Origin of the sequence: Enterobacter cloacae complex sp. 2021EL-01169 (assembly GCF_020733125.1) — a bacterium.
In the GTDB taxonomy this organism is placed as follows: Bacteria; Pseudomonadota; Gammaproteobacteria; order Enterobacterales; family Enterobacteriaceae; genus Enterobacter; species Enterobacter roggenkampii.
Genome location: NZ_JAJFTC010000001.1, coordinates 754,820 through 771,308, shown reverse-complemented (window position 1 = coordinate 771,308; position 16,489 = coordinate 754,820). Strand labels below are relative to the sequence as shown.

The following is a 16,489-nucleotide window of genomic DNA, read 5'->3' as shown; positions in this document are numbered from 1 at the left end:
CTTTACCTCACAATGCAGCGCGCAGCGCTTCACGAATCAGGGTTTCACTGCTGGCGTCCGGTTTGGCAATTTTACTTACCATGCGGCTGGCCTCCTGAGGTTTATAGCCCAGTGCCACCAGCGCGGCAACCGCTTCCTGCTCCGCGTCATCATCCGCCGCAGGCGCACCTGGCGAGGTCAGTACCAGATCGGCCGCCGGCGTGAAGAGATCGCCATGCAGGCCTTTAAAGCGGTCTTTCATCTCGACAATCAGGCGTTCTGCCGTTTTCTTACCGATGCCAGGAAGCTTAATCAGCGCCGCAGGATCTTCACGCTCAACGGCATTCACAAACTGTGGTGCAGACATGCCGGATAAGATCGCCAGCGCCAGCTTCGGCCCGACGCCGTTGGTTTTAATCAGCTCGCGGAACAGGGTGCGTTCCTGTTTGTTGTTGAAGCCGTACAGCAGCTGAGCATCTTCACGCACCACAAACTGGGTAAAGACAATCGCCTCTTTGCCCGCGTCCGGCAGCTCGTAGAAGCAGGTCATCGGCATATGGACTTCATAGCCCACGCCACCCACTTCCAGCAGCACTAACGGGGGTTGTTTTTCAATGATGATGCCTCTGAGTCTGCCTATCACGTGACGCTCCTGCGTTCTGGAAGAAATTAACTGCCGACATAATAAAAAAAGGCTGGATAAACATCCAGCCTGATTTGTCATTATCGTAACCTGCCTCGCGCCAGATTGAGCCGCGATTCGCTCATTTGCATCGCGTTCTGGCTGACGTGACAGTGGGTAATCGCAATCGCCAGCGCATCGGCGGCGTCGGCCTGCGGGTTCGCAGGGAGCTTGAGCAGGGTCCGCACCATGTGCTGCACCTGACTTTTCTCCGCGCTACCGATGCCCACCACCGTCTGCTTAACCTGCCTTGCCGCGTATTCGAATACCGGCAAATCCTGGTTCACCGCAGCGACAATGGCCACCCCGCGCGCCTGACCGAGCTTTAGCGCCGAATCGGCGTTTTTCGCCATAAAGACCTGTTCGATGGCGAAATAGTCCGGCTGAAACTGGGTGATGATCTCCGACACGCCCGCATAGATGAGCTTCAGGCGCGACGGCAGATCGTCCACTTTGGTGCGAATACAGCCACTGCCCAGGTAGGTTAACTGGCGTCCCACCTGACGGATAACGCCATAACCGGTGACGCGTGAGCCTGGGTCAATCCCGAGAATAATCGACATCACGCGTCTCCTGTAACGGATTTACACGCTCTCATCAGAGAGTCGCTGCAACCTCATCAGAGATTTCACCGTTGTGATACACTTCCTGCACGTCGTCGCAGTCTTCGAGCATGTCGATCAGACGCAGCAGTTTTGGTGCCGTTTCAGCATCCATGTCCGCTTTGGTGGACGGGATCATGGAGACTTCAGCGTTGTCCGCTTTCAGGCCCGCCGCTTCCAGCGCATCGCGCACGGCACCCATCTCTTCCCAGGCGGTATAAACGTCGATAGCGCCGTCGTCGAAGGTCACTACGTCTTCCGCACCGGCTTCCAGCGCCGCTTCCATGATCGCATCTTCGTCGCCTTTCTCGAAGGAGATGACGCCTTTTTTGCTGAACAGGTAAGCAACAGAACCGTCAGTGCCCAGGTTGCCACCGGTTTTGGTGAACGCGTGGCGCACTTCCGCAACGGTACGGTTACGGTTGTCGGACAGGCACTCAACCATCACCGCCGTACCGCCAGGACCGTAACCTTCATAAATGATGGTTTCCATGTTCGCGTCTTCATCGCCGCCCACGCCACGTGCGATAGCACGGTTCAGGGTGTCACGCGTCATGTTGTTAGACAGCGCTTTATCCACCGCCGCGCGCAGACGTGGGTTAGAGGCCGGATCGCCGCCGCCCAGACGCGCTGCCGTCACCAGCTCGCGAATGATTTTGGTAAAGATCTTACCGCGCTTGGCATCCTGTGCCGCTTTGCGGTGTTTGGTGTTGGCCCACTTACTATGACCTGCCATAAAAATATCCTCAAAGAGCGCGCCTTTTCAGGCAGCGTTAATTACAAATTCTTCAATCGCCTGCCGGTTGCTCCACGACTTGGTCAGTGCGGCGGCATCCGCCGCATTCACCCAGCGGTAGGTCAGGTGTTCCGTGAACACGATCTCCCGTTCATGGGGGAGCGCGAGACAGAACCACGATTCCGTATTGCGCTCGGTACCCGGCGCGTAGCGATGACGTAAATGGCTAAAAATTTCGAACTCCACCGTGCGCTGACAGTCCTTCAGGGTCAGTTGCTCGCGGGCAACGTCAATGGCGACCTCTTCCTTTACTTCACGCGCGGCGGCCTGCGGCGCGGTTTCCCCCTCTTCCAGACTGCCGGTAACCGACTGCCAGAATTCAGGGTCATCGCGCCGCTGCAACATCAGCACCCGCTTCGTGTCTTCTGCATAAATGACCACCAGGACCGAAACGGGGAGCTTATATGTCATATCAGTTTTTCTCTTCCTTCTTCACCACCTCAATTCCCAGCTCAGCCAGTGCGGCCGGGTTGGCAAAGCTTGGCGCTTCGGTCATCAGACACGCTGCAGCAGTGGTTTTCGGGAAAGCGATAACATCACGGATGTTATCGGTGCCGGTCAGCAGCATGGTCAGACGGTCAAGACCGAAGGCCAGACCCGCGTGCGGAGGCGTACCGTATTTCAGCGCGTCCAGCAGGAAGCCGAATTTCTCGCGCTGCTCCTGCTCGTTGATGCCCAGGATGCCGAACACGGTCTGCTGCATTTCACCGCTGTGAATACGCACGGAACCACCGCCCACTTCGTAGCCGTTGATGACCATATCGTAGGCGTTGGCGACGGCCTCTTCCGGTGCCGCTTTCAGCTCGGCGGCCGTCATGTCTTTCGGCGAGGTGAACGGGTGGTGCATCGCGGTCAGGCCGCCTTCACCGTCGTCTTCAAACATTGGGAAGTCGATAACCCACAGCGGCGCCCATTTGCTCTCGTCGGTCAGATTCAGGTCTTTACCGAGCTTCAGACGCAGCGCGCCCATCGCATCCGCAACGACTTTCTTGTTATCTGCACCGAAGAAGATCATGTCGCCGTCCTGCGCGCCGGTGCGCTCCAGGATCGCTTCCACGATGTCCGCGTTCAGGAATTTCGCAACCGGGCTGGTGATACCTTCCAGACCCTTCGCACGCTCGGTCACTTTAATATAGGCCAGACCTTTCGCGCCGTAGATCTTGATGAAGTTGCCGTAGTCGTCGATCTGCTTACGGCTCAGAGCCGCTCCGCCCGGTACACGCAGCGCAGCCACGCGGCCTTTGGCGTCGTTAGCCGGACCCGCGAAGACCGCGAACTCCACGTTTTTAACCAGATCAGCTACGTCCACCAGCTCCATCGGGTTACGCAGGTCTGGTTTGTCAGAGCCATAGCGACGCTCGGCTTCCGCGAAGGTCATGATTGGGAAATCGCCCAGCTCAACGCCTTTCACGTCATTCCACAGGCTACGCACCAGGGCTTCCATCACCTCACGCACCTGCTCGGCGGTCATGAAGGAGGTTTCCACATCGATCTGGGTAAATTCAGGCTGGCGGTCAGCACGCAGGTCTTCGTCGCGGAAGCATTTCACGATCTGATAGTAGCGATCGAAGCCGGACATCATCAGCAGCTGTTTGAACAGCTGTGGAGACTGTGGCAGCGCGTAGAATTTGCCTTTATGGACGCGGGATGGCACCAGGTAATCTCGCGCGCCTTCCGGCGTGGCTTTGGTCAGCATCGGGGTTTCGATATCGAGGAAACCGTGGTCATCCATAAAGCGACGCACCAGGCTGGTGATTTTCGCACGGGTTTTCAGGCGCTGAGCCATCTCCGGACGACGCAGATCCAGATAGCGGTATTTCAGACGCGCTTCTTCAGTGTTGACGTGGTTGGAGTCCAGCGGCAGCGCTTCAGCACGGTTGATGATCGTCAGATCGGACGCCAGCACTTCAATGGCACCCGTCGCCATGTCGGCGTTAACGTTTTTCTCGTCACGCGCACGCACGGTGCCAGTGACCTGAATGCAGAACTCATTACGCAGCTCAGAGGCCAGCTTCAACGCATCTGCGCGATCCGGATCGAAGAACACCTGAATGATACCTTCGCGGTCGCGCATATCGATGAAGATAAGGCTACCAAGATCACGACGACGATTGACCCAACCACACAGGGTGACCTGCTGTCCGACGTGGGACTGACGCAGCTGCCCGCAATATTCTGTACGCATGAGATATCCCTTAATTAGCCGCAGGCTAAATGTCGCCTGGTATGCAGGCTACTATGTCGCAGCTTTCTGTATGTCACAACTGGATGAAAAAAGGCGGCTATTATACTGGAAATTCCGCCGGACGATAAGAGCGAACCACGGCCAGGCGGTCGTTTGCTGCACTCTTATTGCGCATTCTCACAAAAATTAACAAAATTATGCGACCAATAACAGGCCATCACGTCGTATGGTGTCTGGAAGTGATTCATTTAACGGGAGTAACGATGTTAACCCTTGATACCAGCAAAACCGCGCTTGTGGTGATTGATTTACAGGAAGGCATTTTGCCCTTCGCCGGTGGCCCGCACAACGCGGACGATGTGGTCAGCCGCGCCGCCCGCCTGGCGGAAAAATGCCGTGCCAGCGGTGCCCCGGTTGTCATGGTGCGCGTCGGCTGGTCTGCGGATTACGCCGAAGCGTTAAAACAGCCCGTTGATGCGCAGACTCCCGCCCGCGCCCTGCCGGAAAACTGGTGGACGTACCCGGTCTCGCTCGGCAAACGCGACGGCGACATCGAAGTGACCAAACGTCAGTGGGGCGCCTTCTACGGGACCGATCTCGAGCTGCAGCTCCGCCGTCGCGGCATTGACACGATCATCCTGTGCGGCATTTCCACCAATATCGGCGTGGAGTCGACCGCCCGCAACGCGTGGGAGCTGGGCTTTAATCTGGTGATTGCCGAAGATGCGTGTAGCGCGGCCTCGGCGGAACAGCACCAGGGCAGCATGACGCACATCTTCCCGCGCATCGGTCGCGTGCGCAGCACGGACGAGATCCTTAGCGCGTTATGATGTATGTGGGCCTGCCCCAGTGGTCGCACCCGAAATGGGTGCGGCTGGGCATCACCAGCCTTGAGGAGTATGCCCGACACTTCAACTGCGTCGAGGGTAACACTACCCTCTATGCGCTCCCGAAAGCCGAGATTGTTGCGCGCTGGCGGGAACAAACGACCGACGACTTCCGCTTCTGCTTCAAGTTTCCGGCGACCATTTCTCACCAGGCTGCGCTGCGAAACTGCGGTGAGTTGACCGACGAATTCTTTGCCCGGATGGCGCCTCTGGCAAACCGCATCGGGCAGTACTGGCTGCAGCTTCCGGCCACGTTTGCTCCGCGCGACCTGCCTGCGCTCTGGCAGTTCCTGGATGCCCTGCCCCGGGAATTTACCTACGGCGTGGAGGTTCGACACCAGGACTTCTTTGCGAAAGGCGAAGCGGAAAAAGCGCTCAACCGCGGCCTGCTTGAGCGTTCCGTTAACCGGGTGATCCTCGATAGCCGTCCGGTGCACAGCGCGATACCGCATAACGAGGCCATCGTTGAAGCTCAGCGTAAAAAACCGAAAGTGCCGGTCCACGCCATCGTGACCGCGCAAAACCCAATGGTCAGGTTTATCGGCAGCGATAACATGCCGCAAAACCAGGCGATGTTCGCCGTCTGGCTGGAAAAACTGGCCTCGTGGGAACACACCACCACGCCGTATCTCTTTTTGCACACGCCGGATATTGCCCAGGCCCCCGAACTGGTCGATGCTCTGTGGCAGGCCTTGCAGGCTGCGGTGCCGTCCGTGGGCAGCGTCCCTTCCATCCCACAACAATCTTCTCTTTTCTGATATCACCCCCTATCATAGGGAAGTGCCATCTGCCAAAAACAGGGAGTTTGTATGGTCAGCGCGCTGTACGCGGTGTTAGGTGCATTACTGCTGATTAAGTTTTCATTTGACGTTGTGCGCCTCAGAACGCTTTACCGCGTTTCTTACGGTGACGGCGGCTTTTCCGAGCTGCAAAGCGCTATCCGCATTCACGGCAATGCGGTCGAATACATCCCCGCGGCCCTCATCCTGCTGCTGTTTATGGAGATGAATGGCGCAGAAACCTGGATGGTGCACATCTGTGGCCTGCTGCTTATCGCTGGCCGCCTGATGCATTATTACGGCTTTCACCACCGCTTAATCCGCTGGCGTCGTTCCGGCATGAGTGCAACCTGGTGTTCGCTTTTGCTGATGGTGCTGGCTAACCTGTGGTATATGCCGTGGGAGTTGGTTTTCTCCCTCCATTAGCGCACAATACGCCACTTTATTTTTCCCGGATTTTTACGTTATGTCAGATCGCGACACGCTTTTTTCCGCGCCTATCGCCAGCCTGGGCGACTGGACCTTCGATGAACGGGTAGCCGAAGTCTTCCCGGATATGATCCAGCGCTCTGTTCCCGGTTATTCCAATATTATCTCTATGATCGGCATGCTGGCTGAGCGCTTCGTTCAACCCGGCACGCAGGTCTATGACCTGGGCTGCTCGCTCGGCGCGGCAACGCTGTCGGTTCGTCGTAACGTTCACCACGAAGGCTGCCGAATCATAGCCGTCGATAACTCCCCGGCGATGGTTGAACGCTGCCGTCGTCATATTGACGCCTACAAAGCCCCTGTTCCGGTTGACGTGGTGGAAGGCGATATCCGCGAGATTGAGATCACTAACGCGTCCATGGTCGTGCTGAATTTCACGCTGCAGTTCCTGGTGCCGGAAGACCGCCAGTTGCTGCTGGACAAAATTTATCAGGGGCTGAATCCTGGCGGCGCGCTGGTGCTCTCAGAGAAATTCAGTTTTGAAGATGCCGAGGTTGGCGAGCTGCTGTTCAATATGCACCACGATTTCAAGCGTGCGAACGGCTACAGCGAGCTGGAGATCAGCCAGAAGCGTAGCATGCTCGAAAACGTGATGCTGACGGACTCCGTAGAAACCCACAAGGCGCGCCTGCGTCAGGCCGGATTTGAGCATAGCGAACTGTGGTTCCAGTGCTTCAACTTTGGTTCGCTGGTGGCGCTGAAAGCGGGGAAACCGGCATGATCGCGTTCAGCAACTTCTATCAGCTGATTGCCAAAAATCACCTCTCCCACTGGCTGGAGACGCTGCCTGCGCAGATTGCCGCCTGGCAGCGGGATGAGCAGCACGGTCTGTTAAAGCAGTGGTCAAATGCGGTGGAGTTTCTGCCGGAACTGACCCCGCATCGTCTGGATCTCCTGCACAGCGTCACCGCAGAGAGTGAAGAACCGCTTCCGCCAGGGCAGATCAACCGTATCGAAACGCTGATGCGCAACCTGATGCCGTGGCGTAAAGGGCCGTTCTCGCTGTACGGCGTGAACATCAATACCGAATGGCGCTCAGACTGGAAATGGGATCGCGTTCTGCCGCACCTTTCCGACCTGACCGGGCGCACCATTCTGGACGTGGGCTGCGGTAGCGGCTATCACATGTGGCGCATGATTGGCGCGGGCGCGCATCTGGTGGTCGGTATCGACCCGATGCAGCTGTTCCTGTGTCAGTTTGAAGCGGTACGTAAGCTGCTGGGTAACGACCAGCGCGCGCACCTGCTGCCGCTGGGTATTGAGCAGCTGCCCGCACTGAAAGCCTTTGATACCGTGTTCTCCATGGGCGTGTTATATCACCGCCGTTCCCCACTGGAGCACCTGTGGCAACTGAAAGATCAGCTGGTCAGCGGCGGCGAGCTGGTGCTGGAAACGCTGGTGATCGAAGGCGATGAACATGCCGTTCTGGTACCGGGCGATCGCTACGCGCAGATGCGCAACGTTTACTTCATCCCTTCCGCACTGGCGCTGAAGAACTGGCTGGAGAAGTGCGGATTTGTGGATGTGCGGATTGCCGATGTCAGCGTGACCTCTATCGAAGAGCAGCGCCGGACCGAGTGGATGATCACCGAATCGCTGGAGCAGTTCCTCGACCCGGCCGATCACAGCAAAACCATTGAAGGCTATCCGGCCCCGATGCGAGCGGTGTTGATTGCGACCAAGCCGTAGCCTGTTAGCCGGGTGGCGGCTGCGCCTTACCCGGCCTACTCCCGATTTTCCAGGTCCGGTAAGCGAAGCGCTACCGGGCGCAGGAGAAAAAAAGGCCCCTGTGTAATTTGCAGGGGCCTGGTACAAGCAAGCATCATATTGGGCGACATGATGCGCGGTAAAAATCGGTACGTTGCTACACGTGATGGCGCTCAATCAGCGACTTCATTTCCGCAACCGACTCTCCCTCTACGCCGTAGCGTGAATACTCATCCGCTTCAGCATCCGTCGACATTGACAATCCTGTATTGCGATAACGCATGGGTGACGGCATCCATTTGCCTGCCGAGCTGTGCAGCTCTTCTACCCCGGCGTTTAAAAACCGTTCCAGATTGCTGGCACGGACTCCCGCACCCGCCATTATTATTGGAACACCGGAATGTGCTTTTAGTTCCGTAATTAATTGCAGTCCTTTTTCAGCGGACGGCTGTTGACCCGATGTCAGAATGCGCGCCACGCCAAGTTCTCCAAGCGTTTCAAAGGCCTGAAGCGGATCTTTACACATATCAAATGCGCGATGAAAAGTGACGGCGAGCCCCTGCGCGGCGCTCATGACCTGACGCATGCGCGGGAGGTCGATATTGCCGTCTTCATCCAGCAGGCCGGTGACCAGCCCGGGGAACCCCAGGTCGCGCACGAGGGCGATATCATCAAGCATGGCACCGAACTCGCCCGCCGTGTAACAAAAATCACCGCCGCGTGGACGAATAATCGGGTGAACGGGAATCGTGACGGCCTGACGGGCAGCCTTCAGCACGCCGTAAGAAGGCGTCAGCCCGCCCTCTTTGGGTGCCGCACACAGTTCAATGCGGTCAGCTCCGTAATTTTGCGCGGTGACGGCACACTCCACGCTGTAACAGCAAATCTCCAGCAGCGCCATGTAATCCTCCTTAAATTCCACCAAACGCACCATCATGACACGCCGTCTGTTTTCAGTCCCGGCGGGAACTCACATCTCTTGCGCCTCACTGGCAACGATTTGCTCAATGGTCCAGGGATGAAACTTCACCGTGACCTGCCCGTCCGTGACGGCCAGCGTCGGGTTGGGTAACCGCTCGCGTTCGCCTTTGGGCGAACTGGTCTTCACAAAAATCCCCGGCTGGCTTAAGCCTTCGTCAGCTAACAGGGCCAGCGCGCGCGCGTTTAATGTCTCCGGCTCACCCGGCAGGACAATTTCAATGTGCTCCCACCCTTCGTGCGGATAGCGCTTCTCGCCCGGCCACGGCAGTTCAACCACGGTGAATTGCCAGTGGGCCACGCTCACCGGCTCACGCAGCCTGAACAGGCAGATGGGGCGACCGTTAATGATATTCTCGGACAGTAACTCGCCGCACTGTTCGAACCCGCGACGCCAGCGTTCTGCGGTGGCATTCTGATGGCAGCGCAAAGAGATGTGATCGGCCTCAAGCGGCGCAATATCCAGGCCGAGACGGGTGGCAAGTTCTGTGAACGCCTGGGTGAAGCGCGGTAAATCTGCGGAAATATCATGCAGTTCGTCAATGGATTGCCAGTTCGCCATAAGTCACTCTCTTTTCGTGTCGCAAAGCCGCTAATTTACTCTGTTGCTCTGTTTTGACCAACCGCAGAATCCGGCTTTTTACGACTGCATGTTTATGCATACCTTCTTAGCCTGGATTCTGAGCAATCTTCAGGCCCCGCGATGCTGACGGCAGAAGGCATTTGCAGTATACTCCCGCCCTAAATTCTCTAACTGGCGCGGGTGGTTGTGAGCCCGCATCAAAAAAGTAAGGTATCCAGGTGAATATTCAGGCTCTTCTCTCCGAAAAAGTCAGTCAGGCACTGATTGCCGCAGGCGCGCCTGCGGATTGCGAACCGCAGGTTCGTCAGTCAGCAAAAGTACAGTTTGGCGACTATCAGGCTAATGGCGTGATGGCAGTGGCTAAAAAACTGGGTATGCCGCCGCGACAGCTCGCTGAGCAGGTACTGACGCATCTGGATCTCGCCGGCATTGCCAGCAAAACCGAAATCGCCGGCCCGGGCTTTATCAACATCTTCCTTGAGCCTGCCTTCCTGGCAAGCCACGTTGACGCGGCGCTGAAATCCGATCGTCTGGGTGTTTCCCAGCCGGAAGCACAGACCATCGTGATCGACTACTCTGCCCCGAACGTGGCGAAAGAGATGCACGTTGGCCACCTGCGCTCCACCATCATCGGTGATGCCGCGGTGCGTACGCTCGAGTTCCTCGGTCACAAGGTGATCCGCGCGAACCACGTGGGCGACTGGGGTACCCAGTTCGGGATGCTGATTGCTTACCTGGAAAAACAGCAGCAGGAAAACGCGGGCGAAATGGCGCTGGCGGACCTGGAAGGGTTTTATCGCGAAGCCAAAAAGCACTATGACGAAGATGAAGCCTTTGCCGAGCGCGCGCGCAGCTACGTGGTAAAACTGCAGGGCGGCGATCAATACTTCCTCGAGATGTGGCGCAAGCTGGTTGACATCACCATGTCGCAGAACCAGCTTACCTATAACCGTCTGAACGTCACCCTGACCCGTGATGACGTAATGGGTGAAAGCCTGTACAACCCAATGCTGCCCGGCATTGTGGCGGACCTGAAAGCGAAAAACCTGGCGGTGGAGAGCGAAGGCGCAACGGTGGTGTTCCTTGATGAGTACAAAAACAAGGAAGGTGAACCGATGGGCGTGATCATCCAGAAAAAGGATGGCGGCTATCTCTACACCACGACCGACATTGCCTGCGCGAAATACCGTTATGAAACGCTGCACGCCGACCGCGTGCTGTACTACATCGACTCCCGTCAGCACCAGCACCTGATGCAGGCGTGGACCATCGTACGTAAAGCCGGATACGTACCGGACAGCGTTCCGCTGGAACACCACATGTTCGGCATGATGCTGGGTAAAGACGGCAAGCCGTTCAAAACCCGCGCGGGCGGGACCGTGAAGCTCTCCGACCTGCTGGACGAAGCGCTGGAACGCGCCCGTCGTCTGGTGGCTGAGAAGAATCCGGACATGCCGGCCGACGAGCTGGAAAAACTGGCGAACGCCGTGGGTATCGGCGCGGTGAAATACGCGGACCTGTCCAAGAACCGTACCACCGACTATATCTTCGACTGGGACAACATGCTGGCGTTTGAAGGCAACACGGCGCCGTACATGCAGTACGCCTACACCCGCGTGCTGTCGGTATTCCGTAAAGCCAATATCGACGAAAGCGTGCTGGCAAACGCCACCGTGACCATCACGGAAGATCGTGAAGCGCAGCTGGCCGCGCGTCTGCTGCAGTTCGAAGAGACGCTGACCGTGGTTGCGCGTGACGGCACGCCGCACGTGATGTGTGCTTACCTGTACGATCTGGCGGGTCTGTTCTCCGGCTTCTACGAGCACTGCCCTATTCTCTCTGCGGAGAGTGAGTCGGTCCGCAACAGCCGCCTGAAGCTGGCGCAGCTGACGGCGAAGACCCTGAAGCTGGGTCTGGATACCCTGGGTATCGAAACCGTAGAACGGATGTAATACAAAAAACCCGGCAAACGCCGGGTTTTGTTTTTTTGCAGTCCTGATAATTCGACCGTCAGCGATAGTTCACGATGACAGAATTACTCTGCACCTTAAGCGCCGGGATCAAACGCCCCCCGCCCGGCACTTCCCAGATGAAACGCAAAGGCTCAATAGCCGGCACGCCGCTGAACGCCTGCGTCGTCCCATTTTCGCCGTCAATTTCCGTACAGCGCGTCTGAGAGCAGAGGCGCACCCGCAGGCCCGCTGGCGTAGGGCCAATCAGCCGGTAGTTCCAGACCACCAGGCCCATCTGCCCGGAAACCCCTTCCGAGGGCGACAACGGTCCAGACGACATGGCAACACCGCGGTTGCTGAGGGTCACCCCCATGCTGCTTGCCTGCCAGGTGCCTTCCCCGGCAGCCTGCGCCGCCAGCGGGAAGAGCAAAATCCATAGCCATTTGCGCATTATTTTCCTCCAATCGTCGCGGTCATGCGGATATGACGGTTATCCGACAGCTCGAGATTCGACAGCACGACCAGCTGGCTCAGGCTGCGGCGCAGGAAGCGGGACAGCAGCGGACGCAGCGCGTGGTTCACCAGCAGCACCGGCGGCGCGCCGAGCATCTCCTGACGCGCCAGCGCCTCCTGGGTTTGCGCCAGCAGGCGATCCGCCAGGCCCGGCTCCAGGCCGCCTCCGCCCTGCAGAGCCTGCAGCAGCAGACGCTCAAGCGGCGTATCGAGGCCAATAACCTGCACCTCTCCGGTTCCCGGGAACCACTGCTGGGTAATGGCGCGTCCCAGCGCCACGCGCACCACCGCCGTCAGCTCGTGCGGATCGCTTTGTATTGGCGCGTGTTCGGCAAGGGTTTCCAGAATGGTGCGCATATCGCGGATCGGCACCTTCTCGTCGAGCAGGTTTTGCAGCACCTTATGCAGCGTGGTTAAGGTCAGCACACCCGGAACCAGATCTTCCGTCAGCTTCGGCATCTCCTGCGTGACGCGGTCCAGAAGCTGCTGCGCTTCCTGACGGCCAAACAGCTCCGCCGAGAATTGCCCAATCAGGTGGTTAAGGTGGGTTGCCACCACGGTGCTGGCTTCAACAACCGTGTAACCCTGGATCTGCGCCTGCTCTTTTAGCGCGCTTTCAATCCAGATCGCGGCCAGACCAAAGGCCGGATCGATGGTTTGCTCGCCCGGCAGCGTGCCTGCGGCGGTGCCGGGGTTAATCGCCAGCCAGCGGCCCGGATAGGCATCACCGCTGCCAATTTCAACGCCTTTCATCAGGATGCGATAGCGCGCTGGCGGCAGGTCCATATTGTCGCGGATGTGTACCACCGGCGGCAGGAAGCCCATGTCCTGGGCGAATTTTTTACGGATACTGCGGATACGGCCGAGCAGCTCGCCGTCCTGCTGGAAATCGACCATCGGGATCAGGCGATACCCGACTTCCATTCCCAGAGAATCCTCCAGTTGAACGTCGTTCCAGGTCGCTTCGACGGCCTGATTATTCTCCGGCATTTTGACCGGAACAGGTTCCGCTGCCGGTTTGGTTTCACGGCCACGCATCCACCAGGCAAGGCCCAGCAGCGCCGCCGTAAACAGCAGGAAGACGAGGTTTGGCATACCCGGCACCAGGCCGAGCAACCCGAGCACCGCCGCGGCCAGCAGCATCACGCGCGGGTTACTGAACAGCTGGCCCACCATCTGCTCGCCAACGTCCTGATCGGTGCTCACGCGGGTCACGATGACACCCGCCGCAGTGGAGATCACCAGCGCCGGGATCTGCGCGACCAGACCGTCACCGATGGTCAGCAGCGTATAGCTTTCCGCCGCGTGGCCCATGTCCATCCCGTGCTGCAATACGCCCACCAGCAGGCCGCCGACCACGTTAATCACCATGATCAGAATGCCCGCGATGGCGTCACCGCGCACAAACTTACTCGCACCGTCCATGGAGCCGTAGAAGTCCGCTTCCTGCGTCACTTCCGCACGGCGCTTTTTGGCTTCATCTTCGGCGATTAGCCCGGCGTTCAGGTCGGCGTCGATCGCCATCTGCTTGCCCGGCATCCCGTCCAGCACAAAGCGCGCGCCCACTTCCGCAATACGCCCTGCACCCTTGGTGATGACCATAAAGTTGATGATCACGAGGATGACGAACACCACGATACCGATAGCGAAATTACCGCCCACCAGGAAGTGGCCGAACGCTTCCACCACTTTACCTGCCGCTGCCGCCCCGGTGTGGCCTTCCATCAGGATGATACGCGTGGACGCCACGTTCAGCGCCAGTCGCAGCAGGGTGGTAAACAGCAGAATGGTCGGGAACGCGGCGAACTCCAGGGTACGCTGGGTGAACATCGCCACCAGCAGCACCATAATGGACAGCGCGATATTGAAAGTGAAAAGCAGGTCGAGGATGAACGCCGGGAGCGGCAGTACCATCATCGACAGAATTAGCAGGATCAGAATCGGCCCGGCCAGGATCTGCCATTGGGTCGATTTCAGGTTGCCGGGCAGGCGCAACATTGCCACCAGATTAGCCATCAGTGTCCTTCTCGTTCATAAAATCCAGCGCGGCAGGCACCGGAAGGTTCTCAGGTTTCACAGGCCGTTGACCGCCGGCCAGACGCCAGCGCTTCAACTGCCATACCCAGGCCAGCACTTCCGCCACGGCGGCGTAAAGTTGTCCCGGGATCTGTTGTCCAATATCCGCATGGCGGTACAGGGCACGCGCCAGCGGAGGGGCTTCGAGGATCGGCACGCGGTGTTCGGTGCCAATTTCACGGATACGCAGCGCGATCAGTCCCGCCCCTTTCGCCACCACTTTCGGCGCGCTCATTTTGTTTTCGTCATAGCGCAGCGCAACGGAATAGTGTGTCGGGTTGGTAACGATGACGTCGGCCTTTGGCACATCGTCCATCATGCGGCGACGGGCGGCGGCACGTTGCATCTGGCGGATGCGCCCCTTCACGTGCGGGTCACCTTCCATCTGCTTATATTCGTCACGGATATCCTGACGCGACATCCGCAGCTTCTTGAAGTGGGTATAGAGCTGGAAGATCACGTCAAAACCCACCATCGGGATAATGCTGAGCACCACCAGCAGCGCGCAGAGCCCGACCAGATTCAGTGCGTTGCTCATCGCGGTGAGCGGCGATTCGCTGATAAGACGCATCATTTCCGGCCAGTGGTACCAGAGGTAAAACCCCGCGGAGCTGCCCATCAGCACCGATTTGAGAATGGCTTTGAGCAGCTCGGCCCCGGTCTGGGCAGAGAACATTTTCGCAATACCCGGCAGCGGGTTGAGTTTGGAAAATTTCGGCTGCAGCGATTTGGCGCTGAAGACCAGACCGCCGAGCATCACCGGCGAGACCAGCGCGACCAGCACAACCCCGGTAATGAGGGGCAGCAGCGCAACCATGGCCCCTTTAATCAGCTGAATAATCTGGCTGAGGATCAGATTCGGATCGTTGACCATACTGTGGTCAAAACGGAGGCCGGTTGAGAGCATGCCCGCCAGCTTGCGGGCGAGCGACTCCCCGCCCCACCAGATAATGCACACCCCTACGATAAGGATCAGCAGGGAGGTCAATTCTCGGGATCGGGGGATCTGCCCTTCCTCACGCGCCTTTTCTAGTCGGTGGGGTGTGGGGGCTTCCGTTTTGTCGTCGTTCTCTTCTGCCACTGTGCACGCTCAGCCCATTACGTCACGGGTATCATGCCAGCGCAGAGGAAATCCAATGGCGGGAAAAGCCCGTTTATTCGGGCTCTTTTCGGTGATTTTGTCGCAAACCGCCCCAGGCGGCGTTAACCCCCTGAAGCGGAATGGACCATCAGAAGCCGAGGCTGTCCAGCAGGTCGTCCACCTGATCCTGGCTTGCCACCACGCCCGCCTTGCTGGCGTCGAGCTGTGGACCATTGAGCAGGCTTTCGTTCTCGCGTTTTGGACGGGCTGCCGGTTCCGGGATGTTCTCCAGCAGCACCATCAGCAGCTGGCGCTCAATCTCCTGGATCACATCCATCATGCGCTTGATCACCTGACCGGTCAGGTCCTGGAAATCCTGCGCCATCATGATGTCCAGCAGCTGGGCGTTGGTGAAGCTAGTGTGGCCGGGCACATCCCCCAGGAACTGACGGGTGTCGGTCACCAGTTCGCGGGCATCCGCCAGCTCGATTGGGTTCTCAAACCACTCGTCCCAGCGTTTGGTCAGCGCTTTCGCACCCTTTTCCATCGCATCCTGGTGCGGTTGTGACGCTTCAACGCTGTTCAGCGCACGTTCCGCGGCCTGAGCGGTCATCTGCACGACGTAGTCCAGACGATCGCGTGCATCAGGAATCGCTTCCGCCGCTTCGGCAATTGCCTGATCCAGACCCAGCTCACGCAGGCTGTCACGCAACATGCGCGTCAGGCTGCCGATGCGGACGATAATGTCGCTCGGCGAGTGTTCTTCAACGGGTTTCATAGCAGGTTGCATCATAACCAACACCTCACATGCCGAGTTTCTCGAAGATCTTACCGAGCTTCTCTTCCAGGGTCGCCGCCGTGAATGGCTTCACCACGTAGCCGCTTGCGCCCGCCTGTGCAGCGGCAATGATGTTCTCTTTTTTCGCTTCTGCCGTGACCATCAGCACCGGCATGGACGCCATTCCCGCATCAGCACGAATGGTTTTCAGCAGTTCCAGACCGTCCATGTTTGGCATGTTCCAGTCGGAGATCACAAAACCAAACCCGCCCGCCTGCAGCTTGTTCAGCGCATCCACGCCGTCTTCTGCTTCTTCAACGTTATTGAAGCCCAGCTCTTTCAGCAGGTTGCGCACAATGCGACGCATGGTGGAAAAGTCATCCACAACCAAAAACTTAAGCTCTTTATCCGCCATAAAATAA

The 16,489-nt window shown here is 58.2% G+C and carries 18 protein-coding genes; 6 read left to right on the top strand and 12 right to left on the bottom strand.

The window, feature by feature from the left end; all coding sequences use genetic code 11:
* Positions 1–7: 7 nt before the first annotated feature.
* The 5 genes from ruvA to aspS form a co-directional block, all read right to left on the bottom strand.
* Positions 8–622 carry a Holliday junction branch migration protein RuvA gene (ruvA, locus tag LLF79_RS03555; RefSeq protein WP_008500448.1) on the bottom strand — a complete coding sequence of 205 codons (615 nt, stop codon included), beginning with the start codon at positions 620–622 and terminating at the stop codon, positions 8–10.
* 80 nt (positions 623–702) lie between these two features.
* Positions 703–1,224: a crossover junction endodeoxyribonuclease RuvC gene (gene ruvC, locus LLF79_RS03550; protein WP_003859749.1), complete on the bottom strand. Its 522-nt coding sequence runs from the start codon at positions 1,222–1,224 to the stop codon at positions 703–705.
* 34 nt (positions 1,225–1,258) lie between these two features.
* Complete coding sequence (locus LLF79_RS03545) at positions 1,259–1,999, bottom strand: YebC/PmpR family DNA-binding transcriptional regulator (RefSeq protein WP_008500447.1); 741 nt, start codon at positions 1,997–1,999, stop codon at positions 1,259–1,261.
* Positions 2,000–2,026: 27 nt separating this feature from the next.
* The gene (nudB, locus tag LLF79_RS03540) at positions 2,027–2,470 is read right to left on the bottom strand and encodes a dihydroneopterin triphosphate diphosphatase (RefSeq protein ID WP_008500446.1); all 444 of its coding nucleotides are present in this window, start codon (positions 2,468–2,470) and stop codon (positions 2,027–2,029) included.
* A 1-nt stretch (position 2,471) separates the two neighbouring features.
* The gene (aspS, locus tag LLF79_RS03535; RefSeq protein ID WP_025912290.1) at positions 2,472–4,244 is read right to left on the bottom strand and encodes an aspartate--tRNA ligase; all 1,773 of its coding nucleotides are present in this window, start codon (positions 4,242–4,244) and stop codon (positions 2,472–2,474) included.
* A gap of 263 nt (positions 4,245–4,507) precedes the next feature.
* Here aspS and LLF79_RS03530 point away from each other — a divergent pair, with 263 nt between their 5' ends.
* The 5 genes from LLF79_RS03530 to cmoB are packed head-to-tail and all read left to right on the top strand — an operon-like array spanning position 4,508 to position 8,088.
* On the top strand, positions 4,508–5,074 hold the full coding sequence (locus tag LLF79_RS03530; protein ID WP_227879102.1) for a hydrolase: 567 nt from the start codon (positions 4,508–4,510) through the stop codon (positions 5,072–5,074).
* Entirely contained in the window at positions 5,071–5,889 is an 819-nt protein-coding gene (locus LLF79_RS03525; protein WP_227879101.1) for a DUF72 domain-containing protein, read from the top strand. The genes LLF79_RS03530 and LLF79_RS03525 overlap by 4 nt, the downstream gene beginning before the upstream one ends.
* Before the next feature lie 51 nt (positions 5,890–5,940).
* The gene (locus LLF79_RS03520; RefSeq protein WP_021240443.1) at positions 5,941–6,336 is read left to right on the top strand and encodes an MAPEG family protein; all 396 of its coding nucleotides are present in this window, start codon (positions 5,941–5,943) and stop codon (positions 6,334–6,336) included.
* A gap of 40 nt (positions 6,337–6,376) precedes the next feature.
* Positions 6,377–7,120 (top strand): carboxy-S-adenosyl-L-methionine synthase CmoA, encoded by a 744-nt coding sequence (gene cmoA, locus LLF79_RS03515; RefSeq protein ID WP_045908204.1) that lies wholly within the window; start codon positions 6,377–6,379, stop codon positions 7,118–7,120.
* On the top strand, positions 7,117–8,088 hold the full coding sequence (cmoB, locus tag LLF79_RS03510) for a tRNA 5-methoxyuridine(34)/uridine 5-oxyacetic acid(34) synthase CmoB (protein ID WP_227879100.1): 972 nt from the start codon (positions 7,117–7,119) through the stop codon (positions 8,086–8,088). Before cmoA ends, cmoB begins: the two co-directional genes overlap by 4 nt.
* A 175-nt stretch (positions 8,089–8,263) precedes the next feature.
* Here cmoB and cutC read toward each other — a convergent pair whose 3' ends face one another.
* Positions 8,264–9,007, bottom strand: coding sequence for a copper homeostasis protein CutC (gene cutC, locus LLF79_RS03505; protein ID WP_023344430.1), 744 nt, complete (start codon positions 9,005–9,007; stop codon positions 8,264–8,266).
* A gap of 69 nt (positions 9,008–9,076) precedes the next feature.
* Positions 9,077–9,646, bottom strand: coding sequence for a VOC family protein (locus tag LLF79_RS03500; protein ID WP_023325525.1), 570 nt, complete (start codon positions 9,644–9,646; stop codon positions 9,077–9,079).
* A 239-nt stretch (positions 9,647–9,885) separates the two neighbouring features.
* On the opposite strand from LLF79_RS03500, the gene argS reads away from it, so the two are divergent.
* Positions 9,886–11,619: an arginine--tRNA ligase gene (gene argS / locus LLF79_RS03495; RefSeq protein ID WP_227879099.1), complete on the top strand. Its 1,734-nt coding sequence runs from the start codon at positions 9,886–9,888 to the stop codon at positions 11,617–11,619.
* Between the two features lie 58 nt (positions 11,620–11,677).
* On the opposite strand, the gene LLF79_RS03490 is transcribed toward argS, so the two are convergent.
* The 5 genes from LLF79_RS03490 to cheY form a co-directional block, all read right to left on the bottom strand.
* The gene (locus tag LLF79_RS03490; RefSeq protein ID WP_025912283.1) at positions 11,678–12,070 is read right to left on the bottom strand and encodes a flagellar protein FlhE; all 393 of its coding nucleotides are present in this window, start codon (positions 12,068–12,070) and stop codon (positions 11,678–11,680) included.
* A complete protein-coding gene (gene flhA, locus LLF79_RS03485) occupies positions 12,070–14,148 on the bottom strand; it encodes a flagellar biosynthesis protein FlhA (protein ID WP_008500434.1) in 2,079 nt (692 codons plus the stop codon). Before flhA ends, LLF79_RS03490 begins: the two co-directional genes overlap by 1 nt.
* On the bottom strand, positions 14,141–15,289 hold the full coding sequence (gene flhB, locus LLF79_RS03480; protein WP_021240449.1) for a flagellar biosynthesis protein FlhB: 1,149 nt from the start codon (positions 15,287–15,289) through the stop codon (positions 14,141–14,143). Before flhB ends, flhA begins: the two co-directional genes overlap by 8 nt.
* Before the next feature lie 148 nt (positions 15,290–15,437).
* Positions 15,438–16,082, bottom strand: coding sequence for a protein phosphatase CheZ (cheZ, locus tag LLF79_RS03475; RefSeq protein ID WP_008500432.1), 645 nt, complete (start codon positions 16,080–16,082; stop codon positions 15,438–15,440).
* Between the two features lie 10 nt (positions 16,083–16,092).
* Positions 16,093–16,482 carry a chemotaxis response regulator CheY gene (gene cheY / locus LLF79_RS03470; protein ID WP_008500431.1) on the bottom strand — a complete coding sequence of 130 codons (390 nt, stop codon included), beginning with the start codon at positions 16,480–16,482 and terminating at the stop codon, positions 16,093–16,095.
* Between the last annotated feature and the right edge of the window lie 7 nt (positions 16,483–16,489).

Coding starts and splice junctions, on each gene's coding strand:
- ruvC (WP_003859749.1), bottom strand. CDS start 1,224: ATGTCGATTATTCTCGGGATTGACCCAGGCTCACGCGTCACCGGTTAT.
- LLF79_RS03545 (WP_008500447.1), bottom strand. CDS start 1,999: ATGGCAGGTCATAGTAAGTGGGCCAACACCAAACACCGCAAAGCGGCA.
- nudB (WP_008500446.1), bottom strand. CDS start 2,470: ATGACATATAAGCTCCCCGTTTCGGTCCTGGTGGTCATTTATGCAGAA.
- aspS (WP_025912290.1), bottom strand. CDS start 4,244: ATGCGTACAGAATATTGCGGGCAGCTGCGTCAGTCCCACGTCGGACAG.
- LLF79_RS03530 (WP_227879102.1), top strand. CDS start 4,508: ATGTTAACCCTTGATACCAGCAAAACCGCGCTTGTGGTGATTGATTTA.
- LLF79_RS03525 (WP_227879101.1), top strand. CDS start 5,071: ATGATGTATGTGGGCCTGCCCCAGTGGTCGCACCCGAAATGGGTGCGG.
- LLF79_RS03520 (WP_021240443.1), top strand. CDS start 5,941: ATGGTCAGCGCGCTGTACGCGGTGTTAGGTGCATTACTGCTGATTAAG.
- cmoA (WP_045908204.1), top strand. CDS start 6,377: ATGTCAGATCGCGACACGCTTTTTTCCGCGCCTATCGCCAGCCTGGGC.
- cmoB (WP_227879100.1), top strand. CDS start 7,117: ATGATCGCGTTCAGCAACTTCTATCAGCTGATTGCCAAAAATCACCTC.
- cutC (WP_023344430.1), bottom strand. CDS start 9,007: ATGGCGCTGCTGGAGATTTGCTGTTACAGCGTGGAGTGTGCCGTCACC.
- LLF79_RS03500 (WP_023325525.1), bottom strand. CDS start 9,646: ATGGCGAACTGGCAATCCATTGACGAACTGCATGATATTTCCGCAGAT.
- LLF79_RS03490 (WP_025912283.1), bottom strand. CDS start 12,070: ATGCGCAAATGGCTATGGATTTTGCTCTTCCCGCTGGCGGCGCAGGCT.
- flhA (WP_008500434.1), bottom strand. CDS start 14,148: ATGGCTAATCTGGTGGCAATGTTGCGCCTGCCCGGCAACCTGAAATCG.
- cheZ (WP_008500432.1), bottom strand. CDS start 16,082: ATGATGCAACCTGCTATGAAACCCGTTGAAGAACACTCGCCGAGCGAC.
- cheY (WP_008500431.1), bottom strand. CDS start 16,482: ATGGCGGATAAAGAGCTTAAGTTTTTGGTTGTGGATGACTTTTCCACC.